The organism is Legionella steelei, from assembly GCF_001468005.1.
GTDB classification, from domain to species: Bacteria; Pseudomonadota; Gammaproteobacteria; order Legionellales; family Legionellaceae; genus Legionella; species Legionella steelei.
On record NZ_LNYY01000019.1, the window covers coordinates 1,820,112 to 1,843,376 of the forward strand.

The following is a 23,265-nucleotide window of genomic DNA, read 5'->3' on the forward strand; positions in this document are numbered from 1 at the left end:
AAATCAATAGAACCTGGCTGTACTTCATATGGTCACATCTCGCACATGTCTACATGTGTATCAGGCCACACGCCACATTGAACTTGCCCGATATGCTTTTTTTGCAACATCAGCATCACCAAACGAGATTGGCCTATTCCCCCACCAATGGTTTGCGGCAAAGCACCCGAAATCAAGCGCTGATGCCAATCAAAATCCAAACGTTGTTGGTAGCCTGTTAATGCCAGTTGATATTTCAATATGACTTCATTGACGCGAATACCCATAGAGGAAATTTCAAAAACATCTTCGAGCACGGGATTCCAGACTAAAATATCACCGTTTAACCCGGTAAATCCTACTTCATTGACTGAACTCCAATCGTCATAATCTGGAGCACGTAAATCATGTGGTTTGCCATTGGATAGCGAGCCACCGATTCCAATTAAGAAAACAGCACCATACTTTTTAGTGATGGCCCGCTCCCTATCTTTAGGCGATAGATGAGGATATAAAGCGAGTAATTCTTCTGTATACATAAAATGAATATATGGTGGCAAAAATGGCGTTAAACCATAAAGCTCGCTCACCATTTTTTCCGTTTTTTTTATGGCATCAAAGAGTTCAATGACCGTTTTCTTTAAATAACTCAAACTACGGTCTTTATTGTCAATGACACGCTCCCAATCCCATTGATCCACAAAAACAGAATGTGTCGCACTTAATACCTCCTCATCAGGTCTTAACGCGATCATATGCGTATAAATGCCTTCCCCGGATTGAAAAGCAAATTCTCCGAGTAGCTTTCTTTTCCATTTTGCTAAGGAATGTACGATCTCAAAAGTACGATCTGGGATGGCTTTTACCTTAACCGAGACTGCTTGTTCTATGCCGGACAAATTATCTTGTACGCCATCGCCAACGCAAGCTAATAACGGTGCTTGTACTTCAATAAGACCTAATCTTTGTTCTAATTCTCGAGAGAAAAAAGATTTGACTAAACTAATTTGTTTTTGTTTTTCAATAAATGCCTGCTTCATTATACTACCCCACAATAAATTGATTTAATATTATATTGAATTTTTCGAGTATTTTTATTGTAAAAATAAAATAAACATGGATAAAAAACATAATATTTAATAAAATATCAATTTTATTAAATATTATTTAAAAATAGCTTATGAAAGACCTAGAAAATTATCAAATCGATGATCTTGACAAAAAAATACTCCAGACATTAATAAAAAATGCGCGTACCGCTTATGCGGAATTAGCTAAGGCTTATGCGGTAAGCCCGGCAACGATCCATGTACGCGTCGAGAAAATGCGACAAGCAGGTATTATTGAAGGGGTACATGTACACATTAACCCCAAACGATTAGGCTATGATGTCTGTTGTTTTATTGGAATTACCCTGAATCATGCGAAAGACTACCAAGCCGTTCTAAAAAAACTGGAAGATCTAGAAGAGGTTATTGAGGCTTATTACACTATTGGGCATCATTTTAATATCTTTATTAAAGTCATGTGCCAATCAATAGATGCCTTACAGCAACTATTAGTAAATAAAATCCAGCTTATCGAAGAAATACAATCAACAGAGACTCTTATCTCCCTACAAAATCCAATCATGCGTTCCGTAACGCCCTAATCGTTCACGCCCCCGCCATCTACAAAAAAAGCTAAATAAACGTAAATGCGATGAATGCTTCAATGGCTGCCGCCAAACAACAAAACGAAGCAGCACAACAGCAAACATTACAAACCGAAATTAATGCAATGCCTGTTGATAACTCCAACCAATGGTAGTACTTAGCCTGGGTGAAACGTGAAACCCGGGTGTTGGTTCTTCACCCAGGCTACCTTTAAGTTGGCATGATTACGTGTGCACCTAAAGTTTTGGGCTGCTGCTCGATTCCAATAATGTTGGCTCGACAAAGTTCTTCATTAACTCATTAAGAGCTTTTTTTTGCTCCCTAAATTCCGCTAATTGTTTTTTCATCTCGTTTACCATTTCAGAACTTTGTTCTAAAAGTTGATCACATTGACTGATTCGAGCGTTAATTTTGACACTGTCAGGAAAATCCTTTTTTAACTGAGACAAAGAAATTATTTCTTTCCTCAATTGGAGCATAATTTCAAGCATTTTTTTCTGTGCTTGAGCCGTTTGTTGAATTAATTCTTCCCATTTTTTTTGCTGCTCTAGCAGCTCATCGATTTTATCCATTGCCATTTTTTCTCATATAAATTTGGCTACAATTGGAAGATTATATCATCAACCTCAAAGCATATGTCTTCTCAACCTGATTTTTGAGTCAGTATTTGTGATGGTTGTGCATCATCGTTCTTAATTCCATTGGCTCTCTCTTTAAATTTCTGCGTGAGTTTTTGCATTTGCAAATGCATTTGTCTCATCCGCACTTCAGTTTCTGCAGTTAAGGTTGCACCAGTACTCTTAATTTTTGCCAGCTCTTGTTGTAACTTTTCCAACTCTTTACCTAGGGTAAACTCGCCTAACTCTGGTTCTTGGGCATGTGGCATATTCAGTTTTTGCAGCTCTTGATCATTACAATACATTTCTCCAGTATTCATATTAATTTCGTAATTCATTTGTGCAGGAACACCATCGATAATCATTTCAACCGATAATTTAAAACCTTCAGCCTGATAGCGCTCGCTTCTTGCAAGAGTAATTGACTGGAACACAACCTGCGTATCATCAGGAGACTTTTCAACAATAGAGCGTTCTAAGTAGTACAATAGCTCTCTGTAAGTGTCCGCTTGATTGACTTTCAGAAATAACGGTGACTTGTTTCCTTGATTAATCAAAGAGTAGTGATCATCACTTAATTTGAACGTGACACTTCTATCTCGATAATTAAATTTGCCATTGGCAGGAAGATTTAATTCCGGTGAAATATCCCTATTCATTATGCGTTCGAAATGTGCAGCAGCAGCGTCCGAAGCCGCTTGATATACTTGTATAGAACGTCCCTCATTGAGAGAACTATTTTTATCGCATTGAGCAAAATAGCGCACCATTTGTAATTTCGTTTGTTGGCAATAGGATTGAAAGGCATCCCAGTTATCGTTCTTGACCCCTTTAGGTTTACCCATGTATGCAACGTTGCTAAAAAATACAGAGAACGTCTGGTATTTTTCTTGTGGTGTTGCTGCTTTTTTATCAAGAATACCAACAGTTATTTCTTCACTCTTAATACCTAAGAGAGCAGCCTGCTGTAAAACAAGCTTGACATTATCAAACGTATTATCGGTATAAGTATCCAGATCTTCAGGAGCCATTGCCGCCTGAACTTTAAGCTCCAGTTCATTCAGATATTGATACAAACGACCATGAACACTGCTTTTCAATGAACGAGAATGTGTTACATCTTGCTCCAGCAATTTTTTTCGGGCTGCAGCAATATGCTCTAAAACTTGTTGCGGACTTTGATTTTCTTTTTGTAATTTTTTAAGCAACTTGGTAACCACCTCTTTGCGATCAAGACTCACATAACCTCGAGACCACCAATTGTCTCGATAAGCAGTTAACCAATTTACAGCTTGTGTTTGTATGCCTGGAGCTTTATCACCTCCACGCCACCATGTGGCAAAATCATCTTTCTTCCATTGGTGAGCCTCTTTGGGCAATAGCGTACGTCCTTCAGCCATAAGCATACTTAAATACTTCACTTTTTGAGATTCATGTTCACCGCGATGATGAGTCAATACGTTAAAATGTCCCTTCCGTGCTTGAATCACAGCGTCAAGCAATTTCTTATCCTGGCTCCATAGCATTTGCTTTTCAAAACGTTGACACTCCTGACTAAGACGTACATACGCAACGGGATTCCCATCACGATGAGCTTGGTACCTTAAATAAAGTAATGCCCCCATGATTTCCTTGACATTCTTTTCAGTAAAATCTCCGACAGCTATGTCAAATTTGCCCCTTAATTTTTGGCGATGGGCCTGAGTACTTAACCATTCGATTTTCTTGGTGATGTAAGCTTGGGTGGCCTCGGTTCTTGCTTGAGCAACTGCTTCTCCCATCATGCTGAATTTAGAAGCAGCCATAAAATCACTATAAACTGCGGCCTCGGGTACTGATGGGTCTACTTTGCCATATTGCTGTCTTCTTTTTACATAGAACCGCTCTAGGCGAGGTTTTTGGGCTCTAACCGTTTCGAGCAACTCCTGGGAATCCAGCGGTTTTATCTCAGGGAGCTTTAGAGACGTCAGTTTATTGTATTCCGCCCAACCCTTTATATCATCTCGCAAAGCCCCATTGTCTTTAGCAAGTTCATTCCATTGCGCACATGCAAATTTTGCGATCTCTTCCAACTGCTGACTCATGTTTCCCTTTAAGTTAGGATCATGTTGTAACTCTTCCCAGCGGTCATCAATGCGGCTTAATACAAGATTCCATTGTTTGGTTAATTTCTCACGGATTGCTTTTTTGGGAACATTTTCAGCAGTTGCATTAAGCACTTGAATGTATTTGAAAAACTCTTGATAAATAATGTCTTTCACATCATCGAATGATTCTCGCAATTGCCGTTCGACAACACGTTTTTCATTACGTACTCGGTTTAATTCGTAAATGGCTTGATCAAGACCTTCTATGGTCTCTGGAATTTTGCGCATTTGCTTGGGCGTGTAAATATCCGAAAACTCACTACGTCGAACAATTAAACGGGTAAAGCCTTGCTGACCAGCACGCCCAGAACGACCAATTTTTTGCCGTTTGGAGCGCTCTAGGTCTTCGGAAGAATAAGGATTGGTATCAACAAACGTATCTATCGTATACAAGCCATTGTCATGTGTTGGTTTTATGTCAGTTCCCCGACCAAACACCGTAGAAATGGTAATCACTCCATCTTGACCTGCCTTATTTTTTATAGCTATTTCTTCTGCATTTCGCGCTGCTGGCGTAGATTGTTCGCTGCTGTAAAAGCGTTGAATACCTTGAGATACACCTTGAAATTTAGACTTATATTTCTTTGGATCTTTTTCAATAGCCTTTTTCAGGGCATCATAAATTTTCTCCCCTTGTTCTTTATCCGCACAATGGATCAACATTGGCCCGGCGAGTCCGTTCTCTTGGCTTCTTAAATAATGAAGCGTTTCCTTAACAATACGATTAATATGATCGCGACTTTCTGCCTCTGGATCGGTTACATACTTTGGATTTGTCAGAATCGGTTGTAAATCCTCACGGTTGGATTCATCGAAGGGTGGTATATCCACAAAGCGAAAACCATATTTCGCATGTTGCTCTTTAAGCTCTTCTCTTGAGCCGACAGTTCCGCTCATCCCCAGACGCTGTTTATAAATATTGAACAAGATTTTACTATTCAGCGTGGTAATATAAGTTTTTTCAGGCTCAACCAGAAAATCAGGCATTTTTCCTGCATCAATTTCACTACGGTATTTTTGACGTAGGCGCACATGCAAAAATTGCTGAATTGCGTCACTGAATTCTGCTTGAATATTAGGTCGTCCACCCGCTAGAATGCACGCCTTGGAAACTGAGCCATATTTTTTATGTTCTAAAGGAATTACCCGGAAGCGAACCTGCTCCATTTCAACCAGCTGATTGGTCTTGCCTGCTGCAACCAACCAAGTTTCCAAGCGTTTCTTATAAACCTCTGGCTGCTCTTCCAGAACTCTGAGCTGTTCCTTTTCTTCTTTAGTTTTAGCGGTATTTCTTAACCAGTTTTTTGCTTGTGCCAGAAACTCTTCATCGCTTTTGGGTGCCTTCTGAGAGTCAACAAATTGCACCAATGACTCGTAAATCCATGTATACGGACTTTTATGGGGATCGGTTACCGGATCAAGGGAGGTTGCATAACGATAGCGGGTACTATCATCCAAAGTTGAAAAGTCAACTTCATCGGCAATTAAAGTACAATTTTCTGGGAATACTTTACCCAACAGCTGCATTTTGGAGCGATGCAACGCCAATTCTGACATGCTGGAATAATGAATTGCTCCTTCCTCATATTCATCCTTTCCGGAGTTTGCATGAATAAGTTTGGCCTTCATCCCCAAGTATTCGAAAAAGCCATGATTTTCCTCTAATCCTTCGTTCGCCAAAAACAAGCTGCTTGTGCAAATATCAACAGTTTTTCCTTCTACATTTGCCATTGCAGCAGCCAAACCTGCCGTCATTGACTTGCCTTGGCCTGTTTGAATTTGCGCGACAAAATCCTGACCACTCTGCATTGCAGTCAATAAATAAAGAATTTGGGTGGGCCTTGGGAATTTACCAGTGCCGCGGTACATTGCTTCACGCAATAGGGCAATGGTTTCAAGGCGTATCTTAAGGCGAGCTTCTTCAGAGAGGGAGGTCGTGTCTTTTAACTGAACACGGTAATGTTTGAGTAAGCCTTGTATTTCCTCATGGGACATCTCTTTAACAGGCTTACTCGCGCCACCTTCGGGAGTCCATGGCTGAGTTGGAATTCCCCGATTGTTACCAATGGCATTAATATATAAAAACCACCGCTGTAGCTCTTCCCGTTGTGAGAGCAGCAACGGGCGCTCGTAATTCAGGTCCTGCAGATTATCGAGATACTTGGCAAGCTGATTGGCAATAAACTGGGAGTGGCCTCGCTTTGATGTTTCTTTAAGAACAAGGCTGCACACCTCATGAATTGTACATGGGGATGGCCTCGCAGCGGGCTGGTCAAAATTTTTATTTTTAAGTACAGCCTTGATCGCCTGGTCATCTAAATAATGATTTTTATTGTCTTGCGTCTTGTAATAAAATCTTTCAGTTGCGTCTTTATATAGATACAGGTGATTTTTATCTGATTTCTTGATGTTCAAATTACCTGACATCAAAAAGAGGTCACACCCATAAAAATTCCTATGCATGTTCTTAGTTTTCAGCCAGTAATCACGATCATAATCTGCCTGCAAAGTTTCCAAGACCTTCGCATTCAGAGGTGTTAGTGGATCAGAAAGCAGAGCATTTAAAGAGGCCAACTCAGGATGTTTAGGCGAACGATACAATGCATCCAGCTGCTTCAGAATTTCTGGGTCAAGCTTATTCAGATTGATTATTACCTGACGAAGCAGGTCACCTTGATAGGTCTCAGGATTTTGTTGCGCGGCTTTCAAGGCAATAGCCAATACCAGCGAACGTTTTGGTTTATCAGCTATCTTACCAAGCTCCGTGATGACCGGTAAAAAATCCGTTCCTCTTTCCTTGTCTTCGGTAAAAAAGCCCACAGTTTTTGCATTCAGTTCAGGTATCGTCAGCTCATTAAGAACCTTAAAGGCATCGTCTATATCGGTTAGATTTTTGGCTTCGACTTTTACAAATCCAGAAAGAAGTTTCATCCGGGCAGCAAATAAATCACCGTCTGCTGCTTGATAAGCTAATATTTTCTTTATATATTCTGGAGCAGTTCGCGGATCGACGGCTGCGTCGCAATAGCGAAGGGCCAATTCGCAAAGCAATTTTTTTTCAGTATTTTTTAAAAGACTCGTCTTTTCTTTATCTAAAGCTTCATCAACAATACCTTTTAATGCTTCTATGGTTTTAACGTCCTTAACCGCCAGGAATTGATACAGCAGATCGCTGGGGAAAGGAGTGTTTTTATCAAAATTTGTTACCAATGCACTGGTAATATGAGCAAGCAAAGGTAAAGGATAGGCGTTAAGATTCGGGCTGTTATCTAATGCATCAAGAACATTGCCGAAATCAACAGGCCATGCTTTATTAATAAGTTGCAAGTTACCCAAGAATTGGTTAAGGGATTGCAACTCTCCTGCAAATCCCTTACAAAACCGCTCAAAATCATCCTCTTTTTTAATTGGATGATTCATTTTATTGTTAAGAATTTTAGCTAAGCGCCCCTTAGCCACATTATCTTTTATGCCGATACGCTCTTGACCATCACTCACCACACCATCATAAACTTTAAGCATCACGCCTTTAATTTTTCCCTGGACAATCCCTCCAAGAAGTCCAGTCATATCAGCAATATTTTCCAGGCCATCTAATAATCTTCTTGTGCCTTCAGGAGTAGCAAGACCGTCAAAAAATCCTTCGCCAAGCTTGGCATCAATTTGAGTTTTGTAATCGACTAACTCCGCTCTAATCTCACCCATATATTTGGTAATAATCATATGTAAATTACCCGCGGGCTCGACTGGGGAGGCAGTCACCTTTTCCATTTGTATCACGCAGGATTCCGGCAAGTTGCTTTTTACAGTGCGTTCAAGAGTGTTATAGTCTGGTTTAGCATGTTCAGCTATTCCTTGGATAAGTGTGGTGAGCTCTTTGAGTGATGGTAAATCCTTTGACTTCTCCACATCAATATTGCCAAGCAATTCGAGTAAATCATTTGTTGTTTGGGCTCCATGAGCCTTGAAGCATTTCTCCACTTCCGCATATAAGGCTTTAGCCGTTACCAGCGCGTTAGACTCATCTACGCCTGTTGAATTACAGACCGCCAGCAGTTTTGCTGTAGCAGACCTTATTTTAGGTTCCAGGTCTACTTCTGCTTTGACTTCTCGCATACTATTGAAAGGAACATTTAGTCCTTCGAGTTGATAAACAATATCTATAAAATTCTTGGCACCCAGGTTTTGCTTATTCTTGCTTAATATCATCAAAGCTTCGAGAAAGTTTTCTGCGGATTTTGTGCCCTCTTGGCTCATTAGAGTATTATATTTACTCATGATGCTTTGCACCCTTTTAATGCAAATCCTTGGCATACCGGTAGTAAAAACCAGTCTGGAAATATCTATTATCTCCGCAATAGTAGGACGAATAGATTGCGCCAGTAATGAGCGCCAAGAAGAGAGCACTTTTTCCATCTCCCCAGATTCATCAGAAGGGCATTGGCCAACCCAATCTATAAGGCGCGTTATTTCATCTTGAGTGAAACATTTACCTCGTTTTCCAACTCCAAAACCTGCGACTATAATTATCAAATCCTCCTGTTTCTTACCTTCATCGTCCTTACTTTCTACTTTTAAGATCTTGTTGAATGCCTCATGGTATTCGCTTAGTGGGGCACGATGATTAAAAGTTGCGATATAACGTAGAAACAGCGATTTTCTTTTTTCATTTGAATCGACAGCATAGTCAGCAAAATTTCCTCCAAATTTAGTTTTATCGCTTCGGAAACAAAAACCTTTTTGTGCAAACACCATATTTGCTTTTGCTCTTTTTTCAGGTGTAGAAGCCTTATGATAACTATTTTCCAAATCCAACATCATGTCAGCAGTCACTAATTTATACCCTTCATAACGTGATGCATAAAACGGTCCTAGCGGTGCGAGAGACAATCCCTGTAATCCCTGGTAAAATTGCTCATCCACATCCAAGGCATTGGGTAAAATAGTAGTTAACAAACGATCCAGGGCCACCCGCATATCGGCGACCTCCGTTAGAGGACAATACTCGGTCAGTGCAAGTCCAGGACTAACCTCGTCCAATTGACCGCAAAAATAGAGAAACCCATCGGTCAATTCCGCCAAATTTGCCCAACGTTTGCCCGGAGCTTGTATTACGGTGAAATCACTTTGGTCGGATTCGGGTTCATACAAAAGATTGCTGGAATGTTGCTCTGTTAATGAAACCCACCATGCGGTCTGTGCGGATGATAAAGTTAACAACTTCTGCATCGCCGCACGGGCGCTGTCCGTCGTCAATTCGTTAAGATTTTGGGAAGGATCGATAAAACACGTCTTAAAACTTGCAAAAAACTTCTCTCCTTTGATTGTCCTAATCTGATTCAAGTCCTCTAAGAGGTTAGATAAACCTTTGGGTCCCTGTTCATAAAGCACTTCGCTTATTGCTTTGATATTAGATGACGTCAGTTTCGCGCCAAAAATGTTTTCAATTTGTCTCTGGATGGTGCTGGCCTCTTCTTTGCTGACCATCGCAGCAATGAAACCATTTAAAATTTTGACTCGTTGTGAATCGTTTAGAGTGATATCTTTGTTTTCTACAGTGAAAGTATCACTTTTTAAAAAGAAAAATTGACTGATGCAGGCATCCAAAGTAGGTCGTGGTTTCTTCATAGGTTCTATGACACTTTTATAGAGACTTTCAGCCTGTTCACGAGTCATAAACTGTAAGGCATTACCATACCATTGATTAGGAGCCATTGGTTTGCTGAAGCGAATCGTCAGTGGCGATTCATTGGGATTGACTGCTGGATTAAAAGCGGTATAGGCAAGCACCAGCTCCCCATCCTTCTGTTGCTGTAGCGAAAATCCTCGGGGTAAGTTATCTGGATGCAGTCCATACTGTACATCTTGCAAGTTTTCAATCAAAACTTTGGCGGCAGAAACTGTCATATTCTTAATGCCGTACTTAAATAAATCGGCATTGGCTCCAGTAATCAAATCCCAACATTGCTCAATATTTAAATGCGGATGACGCTTTGCAATAAAAAATGCCAGGCGTGCAATTGTTGCTCGATTGATTAAATCCTCAGTGCCCGCATAGGGGAGAAACGGTTCTCCTGAAAGCTCTTCTTCTTCCGGAAGTTCCTCATCATCGAGCGCCGTTTGTATTTGCTGTTGGACTTGTTGTTGCTGTTGCTCCTGAATCTGAACTTCAGTATCCAATCCTGCCAACCCTTCTGTTTTCAGAATGGCTTTACCGATTTTACCAAGAACAACCGCTTCTGTTGTTTTAGCCTTTAGAGCGTGATGGCCAGGACTCGCAGTAGAAGCCAATCCTAGGCGTCGGTTAGATAATGCAGCATTCTCCAGCTCCTGCAATTTTTCCTGCAGAGTAGGGCTAATGGTACCCTTTGCTGCCTTAAAAGAAAGAACTGTTGGATATTTTTTCTCTCGTATATGAGTAATTAAGGTATCTATAGTTTGTTCCGGAAACTTTGCCAGAGAGTCGGTATTAATTTGCAATTTTTCAAGCCCAGGCGCTTTCATAGCCGCCAGAATGGCAGTTAGCTCTTGATTCAGTGTTTCATGATTCTCTGCCAAATTGGGTATGTCAAAATTGAATTGTTTAAAAGGAATGTAGGGCTCTTCAGATTGTAAATGTGCTCTTAAAGCAACCAAAAATCTAAGACCGTCCTCTATACGTATAGGCTCTTTATGCTGAGGATTGACCTGAGTCATATCGAATTCTTTGAACGGAAAGCCACTATCTTCGCAGCGATCTTCATGAGTCGCCATGTACTGTAACAGTTTGGCAAACCCTGCCGCACCCAAAGCAGCTACAGCTTCAGTATGTCTTTGGGCGTAGTGGTTCATCCATTCAAATCGCTCTCCAGCCGGAAAATCAGCAGGCGTAAACAGGATGTGTTCAAACAAAGAATCCCAGGGGTCGCTTCCTTCAGGCACAACAATCGTTCTGCCATCAATTAGCGTATTGCGTGCATTGATGAGTTCTAGATATTTCGTTAATTTGGGTTCGTCAGAAGTTAACTTAATTCGGAGTGGCAAATTATCAATTTTTTCATGCAAAAGTTGCTGCCCTATTTTATCAGTTCCAGAGAGCTTCAATGTTTCTAAATCCATGTTTTTTGCAACTTGCTCAAAAATAACTCGTAACACCAAATTGGGATCCGCCACTTTTACTGCTACAACATCAAGAATACTTTGTAAGTTTAATTCAAGTGGCTCATCCTCAGATGTAGCGAGACTCTTAATAACCTCCATGTCACGTAAAACATTAATTTTTTTATTTTGTTCTACTAGCTTTTCTAACTCTTTCAATTGTTCGTCGTTGAGTTTTCCTTGTTTTCCTTCTTTCTTCACTTTTGGTTGCGAGAAAGTGAGCAATTGTCCTTCAACCAGTGCAGGCTTTACAACAAACACACCTCCGCTCGCTGCTTCAAAAACACTTGCAGGTAAGAAGTGTTGCAGTACTTCTTTTGTTTCATTTGAAATAGATTGATTTCCCAACAAAGAACGATACACGAAGTTACGAAGACTGGTAGCGTCCGCACAATCCAGGAATTTTTGATAGTCTTCTTTATCCCCGACCTTGATCACATTCTTCTGAATCAGATCGGCGAGAATCCCTTTTAACGCGCGATACCCACATGTGAATCCATCTCTTTGCTCACCTGAGCCATTTATATTAATCGTTGGATTATCGCACTCCGGAAAAGCTTTATAAACTTTTAATGGTTCATCCCTTGAGTATCCGCCAAGCTCTGTCCGATACTTTATCGCTTGATTAAGGACTTTTCTAACTTTTTCTTGGCTACTTTCATGTAAAAATAATTCATCATTGTAATCTACAGTAATCGTTGGTGGCGCAGTCCTAGGATCTACTGTAACCATCATGCGAGTCCAGTGAACTCCGCGAGAATCAAGGCGACTGTGACCATCTTCTCCAAGATTAACGATTAAAGGAATCACATAGGGTTCTTGGGGATCGTCAAGCTCATGCTTTTGCCTTTCAAAGTGCAGAGCTAACCCGATATCATCTGCTTTGAAAGGAACAATATGAACCAGGCGCTCTAACCCCAGGAGGGCCAGCTCACGTCGAATGTCCAGATCGGAAAGCCATTCATCTCTTTTTAGCTGCCCCCCCAGAAATCTTTCAAAAATACCAGGATGCTCGCTCTTAGAGGGATCAAAACGAATATGAGTTGGGCGAGTACTTTGCCATCGCAACCAATCGGTTCCAGCGGCCAGAGGGTCAAAATCAATTGTATACTGATCACCCAATTCTCCTGGTTCCACTGTGTAACTCATATGCTTGATAAAAACATTGTAAAATGTTGCAAAATCATTAAGGCTTACTGCAAGGGTTTGATCATTCTGTATGGCCAATGGCGACAAAGGTAGATAATCACCATGTTCACTATCAAAACGCTTGAGCCCCTCTACTAAGGGTGTAGCATCTTTTATAGATACAGAAGGGGCTTTTTTTATAACATCATATAGTTTTTTTAACGAATTATTCGGTGAAGTACTGATATCAAGGCTACCGTTTACCAGAGACTCCCATTTGCTTTCCAAAGAGACGGTAGATTGCTTGCTAATGGTTTCCAGTTCTTCAACACTTATAGCCCCGTCTTTAACCGCTTTGGAAAGAGCTATCATATGGTTAATCAAAGTGGGGGTGCGAGATTCAGAACGGTGATCATCAAAAAAAGGCATCGGCATATCGAATTCAACAATTTATCTATCCTTATTATAAAAATAGCACAATAACCTGATTACAATATTAAGACAGGAGAAAATGGGCATGAAGAATATAAATTGCAAAAAAATCTGAGAATTGAGCCTAAAAATGCTTAGGATTCATTCCTTGGGCATGAAGCTCTTGAGATACGGCCTTATTTTTATGTAAATTTCAACTGATCCCCAATAGCATTTTTCGGGTATGCATACGTATGTAAGGCCAGAATCAGCATATGTTGTATGGTCTTTAATGTTCATCATTAGGCGGTACTACAATCGCAAAGGGCTCGCTGGCACTACCATCGATGGATTTACTTAGAAGTTGCACTCTAACTAAAACCTTCATTGTTTTGCTGTCCTCAGAACAGTTGGTTGCCTGTGGTTCGCGCTTACAATTTGCAACTTGATGTACTGTATCTATAGGACTGTTGTCGCTATCAATCTCTTTTTGGTGTTCCAAATCAATAAGCACTAACGACAAATGACTCAGCTTCCACTCATTGCCTTCTGCACCATATCCCACGCGTCGTTCATGAACTAAGGTAACTTTTTGTCCTCTTTTCAGCGTGGTTTCATATTCCCATATTGGTTTTTCAACAGTTAACTCGCTTTCTATAATATTGTCTTTCTGTTGATAAGCTTTTTCCATATTGAGATAACCCCAACCATACGTTCTATTCCATGCAGAGCCCATGATTTCCGAATGCCCAGAATCGGCTGTACCGGCATCAGCCCAGGTATCGGCGCTATTAATAAGTAAGGCTTTGATGGCCATAGGATTCTGAATACCAGCATCTTGCAGTAACAATGCCGAAGCACCTACATGCGGTGCCGCAGAACTGGTGCCACCCATAAGACGATAGCCATCTTTGTACTTCATCGCATTAGAATAGACAAAGCCATATACTTTGGGATCAGGCGCGCAGGTAAACGTATCATGGCCTGGGGCCGTTAAATCAGGTTTACGCCGACCAAATGGGGTAGGCCCTCGACTGCTGGTTTGCTTTATTATATGTTTGCTTCTATCTGCAGTTTTTACTACAACCGATTCATTTTCGGTAATCACTGTATTCATATTAGCAATCGTCAGCCCATTATAATTATCACCAGGCACTGTTAGCGTGGAAGCAAAAGTATATTGATGTGCGGGTTCTATGTATCCCGCATTTCCTGCCGATTTGACCCAGAGAATTTTTTGCGTATTCACCACATAGTCTATGACTTTTGCAAGCCCACTCCATTCAGGGCACGCAGGACAATTTAAATCCAATCGACCATTGCCCATACTGTAATTAATGATAGTAGGCTTCTGTTCCGTGCGGCTCAACATCCAGTCCAAAGACCCCATGGTGCGCATAATACTTGCAGGATCAGCTGTTTCCTCTCCCGCCAGTCCAGAAATAATGGTGGACGCACCATAAGCCATGCCTTTATATTTTTCATGATTACTCGTATAAATACAGGCTACACCTGTGGCATGTGGCTCTTTCACGCCATTAAGATGATTTGAATACCCAGAACTTCCATCCTGTTGCAGGATTAATTTTTTATTAGATAATGAAGGGTGCAATGGATCTACACCGGTATCGATTATACCAATAATCCCTTTTTGACCAGTGTAACCATGATCCCACCAATTATTTACATTAGGATAAAAGGATGAAGGAGTAAGTTTTAAAACTTGCGCATTAATATCCAACTCTGGCGTTGCGGCAGTATGTGAAGAAATTTGGGCTGCTGAATCCAAATTGGCAATTTGATAGAGTAAACCGCGATCTCGTGGAACTTGTATTGCTACTGCAGGCATAAAACCTAAATCTTGTATGTACACACCCTCAATTTTTTTTATTTCTTCAATAAACGATACTTTTTCTGTCTGATTATGTAAAAAAACTACCAGAGATAATGTGCCCCGCTTTGATCCTTTAGGATATTTGAACTTTTGGATAACGTCCGCGTCAATAATGGCCCTTGCAGAAAGAAGGGGGCTTATAGCGATTAAAATCATTGCCAGATAAGATCTTTTGAATGCATGCCACATAGAGTGCCTCATTTGCGGGGTTAACATAATAAAATAAACAATTTCTTACCGTTCTAATTGGCAACTTATTGTTTTTCATCCTGTATGTTAGAGAGATTTTAAAGCAAGGGGGAACAAGAGAAAAGCGGTCGATATAAAAAATTTTAGCCAATACAAGCCTATAGCCTCAATTTTCCTTTTAATTCAGTGGCCTGAAAGTACTGTGAAGATTTTGGCGAAAAAAATGGTCATTTCCTCTCGGGGAACTTTTTTCACGGTTTTCATTGGCGAGATGAAGCGCATGCGGTGAATGTGAATCGGCTTGGGTTATTGCCATTACTGCATAAAAAATAATCTTGAGATTTCTTCGCTTGCAGAAATACACCACGAAATATTGAGTGCATCCGCGTATTGTAAGGGCTTGATAATGCAACCAGATACGTGTAACTCACTTTTAGCAAGCTTTTCTTTAGTGGTATATTCACCTGTAAGTAAAAAAACCTTAACTTTTTCAAAATCAAAAGATTTTCTAACTTCTTTCAAAAAATCGATGCCGTTCATCCTGGGGAGGTTGAGATCAAGTAATATCACCTTCGGCCTGAGTTTAGGCTTACCATTTCGTCCATACAACATATCCAGTGCTTCTTTCCCATCCTTGGCGATAGCAATATTGACCTTTTTTTCCATTTTGGCAAACTCACGTTGCATCGATTCAATGTCAACGTCATCATCTTCTATATATAAAATATCCGCGTTCATAGCCATAATCTCCCTATAAGTGAGCAGAGCAAACTGATGCTATAAATTCCTCAGTTACTTTATATTATAATATACATCGAGGCCTTCAGCTGATTTAGCCACCAAAACACGTGGCCTATCCGTATTCAGCAATTATTACACCAAACTGAATGAGTCTGAACCTTCAACTGCAGCAATCTTATCATTGGAGCCTGTTTGTTGATGTTGCGATGCAGATTTCCAGAACATATCTCTGAGGAGAGTACTAGAGGTAGCTGGACACGTGCTTAAGCTTTTACCTGCTTCATCAATAAGCAAGCTAATTAATTTATCATTTGCACTCTCTTGTGGGCGGCGTAGATTTGCAAATTTGGCGGATAATCTTATTTTTTCATTGAGCGGCTTAATTTGACTAAGATAATAATTCAGTTGTTCTTCAAGATTATGTGCATCTGCTGATTTTAAATGGTTGGCCAAACAAAGATCGGAGTCTAATTCGATAAAGACCTTGATATCAAACCTTGATCGTAGTTTCTCATCTAAGAAAATATCTGCTCCAAAAACAATAACATCACCGGATGCATCATTGATAGCAGATAAAAGTAACTCGCTAGAATTATAAGCAGAACTATCAATGAGTAAGGTGCTCTTTTTATTTAATAAAGAATAACATTGCTCACTCAACGCTTTAAAGCCACTACCTATAGGTCCACAAACGGCCAATACTGTCATATAAATTACCACGCTGTTTAAAATGGCGGCAATAATACCAGTTTGGAGCAGTTAAAACAAATGATATTCGAAAAACCTGATGTATCCCGCCCAAATTAGATAAGTGTATTGATATTATCCATAGGATCTGGTCTTCAAACCAGATAAGATATACTGGCTTATTGGATTGGTCTCATTACTTCACTATGTCTAATATGATAAAAATTTGAATGGAATTCTCATTAATTAAATAAGGAGTTTATTATGAAAATAAGCTGTTTATTAGGCGCTTTGTGCTTATCCCCCTTTCTTGCTTTTGCCAATTCGGATCACAATTTAGAGGGTCTTATTTTTTCCCCTTTGCCGAAAAATAAAAATACGATAGTCAAACATTATAGTAATGAACAAGAAATACCTGATCTGCAGCAAATGGCGCAAAGAACCGTTGATTTTCCAACTCAAATCGTTCGCGTTCGCGGAAATGTTGAAGGATTAGGACTCAGTTGCGAAGAAGTAACAGATAAAATAGACCAGGTCTTTTCAGAAAAAATCTCTCCCAACTTGTTTACCTACAACACCTACGTCAATTGTGGTTATGATCAAGATAGCCCCGAGGAATATGCAACCAGTTTTTCCATCCAGAGTTATTTTGATCCATTAACCGATAAAGCCGTTGATTATTTAAAATCCTATCTCAAAGAATATAATGGCTACAACTTATTTAATACCGCAACCTTGCATATTGAAAATGCCAAAGGTGTTATTATATCAATGAATCTCAATGCGGGTTTAAAAAACAACCCTGATAAAGTGCCACTGATGCTTTATCGTCAAGATAGAAGCAATTTTCATTTCAAAAGTAATTTTGACATGAGAAAAGAATTAATTGCCGATATTTATCAACGATTTTATTCAAATGCCCCCGAAATCATTCTACCCTTTTTAAACAAATGGCTTTTTTCCTATGCAGGAACAGTTTATTACCCAATTCTACAAGCATCCAATTATCTTGAATTGCAACCTGAAAGAATATTTGTCATGGAAAATGAAGGAGATATCTTCGTATCTGATTTAAGATATTATTTCGCCAACCTATGTATGAAGAGAAACCCTAATAAACATTGCTTGTAACTCATTGCAGAAAATGAGCCAGGAGACGAAATCTGGGTGAAGCAAAAGCAGGGGAAAGGGTGTCTGATTTTTTTATTTGCAACCCGGATCACGGTTTGCTTACACCCAGGCTGCTTTCTGACTGCCGGCAAGCATGGCAACTGACTTAAATTTTTAATTCAAGACAGTTGCCCCCAGACCTACGGACTATTTGCATTTAAGATCATATTCTCGCCTATCGTTGCAATTGAAGGAGGCGTTTGGTTAATTCAGCAAACGCTGGGCTTAACAGCCCAGCCTCCGCTTACTGACTTCTAAAGCTGATTTCCCAAGTGTTTCTGTAACAATACCAGCGATTTAGGATCACAATGGGCTAATGATAGTGTTTTAAATAGATTCTTGTTGTCTATTGCTGATAAGTGAACGTCAACAACTTGCGCTCAATTTTGTCTTCAAGAGTTCGTGATGAGTTCGCTATATTGTTCTTCATCAAAGCCCACCGCAATGGTCTTGCCATTTTGTACTAAAACCGGTCTTTTGATGATTGATGGATTGGCGATGATAAAATCAATTTTTTCCGCCATACCTAATGCTTCATAATGGTCTTTATATTTTCGGTATGTCGTTCCTTTCTTGTTGACAGGTAACTCACCGAAGTAGTCACTCCACGCTTGGAGCTGTGTTTTTGTTGGTGGCGATTTTTTGAAATCAATAAATTCATAAGCAATTTTATTGGTTTCTAAAAAAGTACGCGCTTTTTTTACCGTATCACAATTGGGAATAGCAAACATTGAAATCATTTTGGTCCGCGGGATTCAGTGACTAACATGGCAACATCTTATAATGCGGCGCTAATTTCTCCTAGAAAAAAGTGCGGAACTGTCTCGAACGAGAGGATTATACAACCAGGATTGTAACTAGTGTGCATATAAAATATGCCGAGACTGATGATATAATTTCGCCAAGATACTTGATTTCGATGCATCAATTAAACTCAATCTCTTAATTTCCATCAATGTACTAATAAATTAATTTTTAGTTAATTTATTAGTACATTGTCGAACCAAGACCCGCCCCTGACCTACGTTTGCTGCATCTTGCTCTTCTATTTCTTCAAGTACATTATTGAAATCACAATTTTTTTTTCGATAAATCGATTCAGAAGCCTTTACTCCAATCCTAATCCAAAGACATAAATAAAACTTTTTGCCACGATCAGAGCGATTTATTGTATTTATCAATTAATAAATTCTTAATAAATAATTATCTATGATAAAGAAAAGCACTATAGCTTAATTGTTTGGAGGATCTATGCCTAAGAAAGCTGCTTTTGTAGATATCGATGGGTGTTTGGTTATTGAAGGTAAACTAAATCAAGCTTTAGTGGAGCAACTTAAAGCCTATGATGAGATTATCTTGTTTACCCAAAGAAGCATGTATCTGCAGGTTGGACAAATTTCGCGCTCGTATCTCCTCTCGGGAGAAGTGGGAGAAGATACTATTGTAAATACTTGTGATGCCGTTGACGCACTAAGTAAAGCAATCGGAAAAAAAGTGAAAGTATCCACCTCTGTTGATCAGTGTTTTGGACCGCCAACTGAATATTATGAAACAGCCTTAAAGCCATTCGAACAACAATTAAAAGAAGAAGCGGCTAGCAAGAAAGATAAGTTGGATTTTGCTCCATTCAACAAACGTGTAAGTGACGAAGCTGCGGTAGTAAGAAGACATTTTGGTATTGAAGATGAAAGAGCGGCTCCGGACACCTTTTACCCTCAAGGTAAAGTAGAGCAATGCCAAGGACTTATGTCTCATTTACCTCAATTGTTGGGCACAGAAGATATTACCGTTGATTTTTTTGATGATAGCAAAAGAAATCTCAATGAAGTCATTGACAGCGACTTGCGCCAAAAACCAAATTGCATGGTTGTCTCTGGTACTTATATTTGTCCCATAGCTAAGTTTCACGAAAAATATGGCATAGATGCAGATCCACGTGATCGTAAAATTCAAGCCAAATTGCAAGAAGATCCTATTGCAAAATTAAGCCAATATATCGCTATTCGTGAAGCTGAACGTGAGAGTTCTGATCCCCGGTCTGAGTATAAAAGCAAATGGGCAGAAATTTTTAGGCCTGATGTATTGAGTGCTACAACAAAAATCAGTGCTGCCAAAAAGGCAATTAGAATTTTACAAGGAGAAGAAAACGTAGTTATGACAGAAAATGAACTGAAAGCTTTGCAGCAAGGCCGCTCTAAAGACCTCATTGGTGATGCAATTGATATAATAAAAGAGTCACAAGAACAAAATGATGATAGACATGTATTCCACTAAGAAACTTGCTTCTCTCTTCAAAAAAGCTATAAGTTTTTAACACTTACTCCAGAAACTCAACGTACCGCGGGCAAGCCGCGGTACGTTGGCAAAGTAATTGGTACCTTCATAGGCATCCTATTGATAGCGCAAGTCGCTTCATGAAATAACGATAATTAAAGACAATTACCACCTGATTTGATACAACAGGATCAATGAGTCAAAATTAAAGGTTTAATCAATGAGGAAAATAAATATTCTGTTGCTTTGTTTTACCTTATTTTTTCAGTTGCCGCAAACGTATGGAAAAACAAACAAAATGAATTCTCGATCCCAAACACAAACAATAATTGGCTATCAAGAAGGTGATTTTATAATTCCTAAGTATTCATTTAAAAATGGCCAAACCTTAAACAACCTCCGCCTCCATTACATTACCGCTGGGACGCCGCAGAAAAATAATCAAGGTGAGATAACTAATGCGGTTTTATTTTTGCATTGGACCGGTGGCAGTGGCAGTGAACTGCTTGCGCGTTTTGAAAAAGCATTATTAGCACCTGGAAAACCTTTTGATATGAATCATTATTTTTTAATTTTCCCAGACAACATTGGTCAAGGACAATCAAGTAAGCCCAGCGACGGCCTCCGCATGCAATTCCCTAATTATAACTATCATGACATGGTCGCACTGCAACATCAGTTAGTCTCTGAACATTTAAAAATTGCACATTTAAAAATGATTGTTGGCACGTCTATGGGCGGCATGCACAGCTGGATGTGGAGTGAGTTATATCCCGAATTTATGGATGGGATTATGCCTATTGTATGTCTTCCACGCATCGTTGATGGGCGCAATTTGCTTTGGCGACAAATCGTGATTAATACTATCAAAAATGACCCGTCTTGGCACAATGGAAATTATACAACGCCTCCTTATGGAGTAGAGGCCATTTGGCCATTAGTGGCAATGATGGTCGATGGGGTACCCCATATACAACACATGATTGCTAATGCGAACGAAGCAACGAATTACATCCATGCAGCAATGATGGCAGGCAGCAAAAAAGATGCTAACGATATCATTTATATCATGTCAGCCTCTAGAGACTATAATCCAGAACCGTTGTTATCGGCGATTAAAACAAAAGTATTTGCCCTGGATTTCACTGATGACGCGCTAGATTCACCTGAGTTTTATCGTATGCCCGCTTTAATAAAACAAGTAAAACATGGGCGATGGATTCTACAAAAGGGAACACCAACTTCGCATGGTCATTTTACTTTGCTCTACCCGGAGTTATGGATTAAGCAGGCAAAACGTTTTGTATCCTGGGTTAATCATTCGCAATGAAACAGCATGAAGTATTTTTCATGCTGTTTCATTGTTAAGACTCAGAGTTTACTTACACTCTGGATACTTGAATGAAGCAATTTGAGTACTCCAGTTGTCCTTCCCTGACTCCTGCAGAAACTCGTTTGTATACCAAAACGTGCAATCATCACTCGGGTCAATGGCCATACTGCTGTAGTCACCCCAGCGGTTGGTCTTGCCTGGCGCAGAAGGTAATTGATGTCCGCCTCCATTCATAATGATATTTTCACCACGCATTCTGTCACGAGGGTCATAATGTTTGCGTCCAGTATAATGGATGGATGGAAACAGTGCGGGGCCAGAAACGCTAAAGCCTAACGCCATATTTCCCTGTTTATCCATCGCAATACTACCCATCCAGCGCCCATTGCCATCAGGTTGTGTATATGTACCTTGCTGATGAACCGTTAAGTTACCTCTGTAATTTACTCTGAACTCATACCAACGGGTAGCCGGAATTTGATTTCCAGTTTGTACAACATGATTAAATACTAACGATTGATGACTACCCAAATTACGATATGCCAAGCGATACATTGGTCTGTCAGATATCACATCAAGTTTCGCGTTAGTTCCTTGTTGTACAGCGCAATCACCGTCTGCATTATCTGGAGTTTTATTACAAATCGTTGGGTTGAACTCTTTTACTCTCAGTGCAGTAGGCCCCATAAATGTGCTGTTATTGGGATTTTGCCAATCCACATGGAACTTCCATACTGCAAGGTGGTGGCGATCTGTTACCCCATTTGCGTCTTGGAGAAGCCCGACAAAATAGTTTGGCTCGCCTGCATGCGGCAGGGTTTTACCATCAAGATCCGAGGGCAGGAAGAAACCTGCTGCGGGCTGTGGTTGAAAACATTGCATCGTCGCTGGGGAGCCAGTCAACATACTGTTACGATCAAAAGCGCACGCAGCAGGTCCAGACTGAGTGGGTATCGCTGGTGCAAATCCTTCATCATCATCAAGAACGTCAGCGGGAAACATGGCGAACATCATATAATAAGCATCTGGCCAAACACCCAATTTCCCATAATCATTAAAGTTAGTGCCGAAATCAAATGCATAGCGATAGTATGGACCAGTCGCATCCGATGTCGTAGAAACCGCAATACATTGGGTCTGATGTGCTTTGTCCTCAACAGCAAATTGAGTCATAACCCAACGATTTGCTAGTTGGTCGTATTTCACAATAGGATCGCCGCTATTCTGATTTTGACATGGCCCACCAAAGCCTGCCCATAATGCGTTCCCAGCAGTTGGCCCCATCACAAGAGTTCCTGTAGCCTTATCAAAAACAGCAAAACTGGCATTTACCCACTGGACTATTTGAGTCAAGCCTACTGAGGCATTAGGATCTGGTGGAGAAATACTAGGTTCAAAATTTGGAAAACCAGCACCTAAACCTAAAAAGCTAAGACCCGGGGTTGCCACTAGTGGCAATGTAACATTAGGCTGTATCGCCTCATCGATGAACGTGCCTTCAATTGGCTTCAGCTTTAGTGGCTTTCTATATAAAGGAACGACGCGATGTGCTGGTTGAACTAGTTGAACAGTCGATGCCATACTTTTTAATGTTTCAGAAACATCATGTTTCACTTCAGGGATCACTAATTTTACTGGCTCAGCGGCTAGCGAATTCCCGGAAAAAATACTTACAGCCAATCCTAATGCAATGTTGAATTGTTTCACGATCGATAAACTCCTTGTAAAAATGTTTGAATTATTTTTGATAATCGAGCAAGTAACTTATTGGCATCCTAATCGCAATCAGGGACGTTATCCTCTAAAAATGAACTGTACTCACAATATGATTCAACATCATGTCAGAAAAAAAATGCGCTATAAAAACAAGGCATGTACATCCATTCCAACATAGCTGATTATC

At 40.1% G+C, this 23,265-nt stretch carries 13 protein-coding genes; 4 read left to right on the forward strand and 9 right to left on the reverse strand.

All coding sequences use genetic code 11. The annotated features are described in order from the left end of the window. Positions 1-32: 32 nt before the first annotated feature. On the reverse strand, positions 33-1,019 hold the full coding sequence (gene asnA, locus Lste_RS12105) for an aspartate--ammonia ligase (RefSeq protein ID WP_058511184.1): 987 nt from the start codon (positions 1,017-1,019) through the stop codon (positions 33-35). A 140-nt stretch (positions 1,020-1,159) separates the two neighbouring features. On the opposite strand from asnA, the gene asnC reads away from it, so the two are divergent. Next, the gene (gene asnC / locus Lste_RS12110) at positions 1,160-1,630 is read left to right on the forward strand and encodes a transcriptional regulator AsnC (RefSeq protein WP_058511185.1); all 471 of its coding nucleotides are present in this window, start codon (positions 1,160-1,162) and stop codon (positions 1,628-1,630) included. 240 nt (positions 1,631-1,870) lie between these two features. Here the strand turns inward: asnC and Lste_RS12115 are convergent, their stop codons facing one another. The 5 genes from Lste_RS12115 to Lste_RS12135 form a co-directional block, all read right to left on the reverse strand. Then, entirely contained in the window at positions 1,871-2,212 is a 342-nt protein-coding gene (locus tag Lste_RS12115; RefSeq protein ID WP_058511186.1) for a hypothetical protein, read from the reverse strand. 65 nt (positions 2,213-2,277) lie between these two features. Further along, positions 2,278-13,098: a hypothetical protein gene (locus Lste_RS12120; protein ID WP_083503955.1), complete on the reverse strand. Its 10,821-nt coding sequence runs from the start codon at positions 13,096-13,098 to the stop codon at positions 2,278-2,280. A gap of 265 nt (positions 13,099-13,363) precedes the next feature. Next, positions 13,364-15,157: a S8 family serine peptidase gene (locus Lste_RS12125; RefSeq protein WP_058511188.1), complete on the reverse strand. Its 1,794-nt coding sequence runs from the start codon at positions 15,155-15,157 to the stop codon at positions 13,364-13,366. 315 nt (positions 15,158-15,472) lie between these two features. Beyond that, the gene (locus Lste_RS12130) at positions 15,473-15,895 is read right to left on the reverse strand and encodes a response regulator (protein WP_058511727.1); all 423 of its coding nucleotides are present in this window, start codon (positions 15,893-15,895) and stop codon (positions 15,473-15,475) included. A 135-nt stretch (positions 15,896-16,030) separates the two neighbouring features. Continuing rightward, entirely contained in the window at positions 16,031-16,606 is a 576-nt protein-coding gene (locus Lste_RS12135) for a nucleoside/nucleotide kinase family protein (RefSeq protein ID WP_058511189.1), read from the reverse strand. Positions 16,607-16,849: 243 nt separating this feature from the next. Between Lste_RS12135 and Lste_RS12140 the strand changes: the two genes are divergently transcribed. Continuing rightward, entirely contained in the window at positions 16,850-17,716 is an 867-nt protein-coding gene (locus Lste_RS12140) for an Lpg0189 family type II secretion system effector (RefSeq protein WP_058511190.1), read from the forward strand. Positions 17,717-18,147: 431 nt separating this feature from the next. Here Lste_RS12140 and Lste_RS12145 read toward each other — a convergent pair whose 3' ends face one another. Both Lste_RS12145 and Lste_RS12150 read right to left on the reverse strand, forming a co-directional pair. Then, a complete protein-coding gene (locus Lste_RS12145; RefSeq protein WP_058511191.1) occupies positions 18,148-18,495 on the reverse strand; it encodes an arsenate reductase family protein in 348 nt (115 codons plus the stop codon). Positions 18,496-18,723: 228 nt separating this feature from the next. Then, positions 18,724-18,936, reverse strand: coding sequence for a hypothetical protein (locus tag Lste_RS12150; RefSeq protein ID WP_058511192.1), 213 nt, complete (start codon positions 18,934-18,936; stop codon positions 18,724-18,726). Positions 18,937-19,006: 70 nt separating this feature from the next. Between Lste_RS12150 and Lste_RS12155 the strand changes: the two genes are divergently transcribed. Both Lste_RS12155 and Lste_RS12160 read left to right on the forward strand, forming a co-directional pair. Further along, the gene (locus tag Lste_RS12155) at positions 19,007-20,029 is read left to right on the forward strand and encodes a hypothetical protein (RefSeq protein WP_058511193.1); all 1,023 of its coding nucleotides are present in this window, start codon (positions 19,007-19,009) and stop codon (positions 20,027-20,029) included. A 298-nt stretch (positions 20,030-20,327) separates the two neighbouring features. After that, entirely contained in the window at positions 20,328-21,359 is a 1,032-nt protein-coding gene (locus tag Lste_RS12160; RefSeq protein WP_237760479.1) for an alpha/beta fold hydrolase, read from the forward strand. Positions 21,360-21,407: 48 nt separating this feature from the next. On the opposite strand, the gene Lste_RS12165 is transcribed toward Lste_RS12160, so the two are convergent. Further along, positions 21,408-23,069, reverse strand: a complete 1,662-nt coding sequence (locus Lste_RS12165) for a hypothetical protein (RefSeq protein WP_058511195.1) — start codon at positions 23,067-23,069, stop codon at positions 21,408-21,410. Positions 23,070-23,265: the final 196 nt, after the last annotated feature.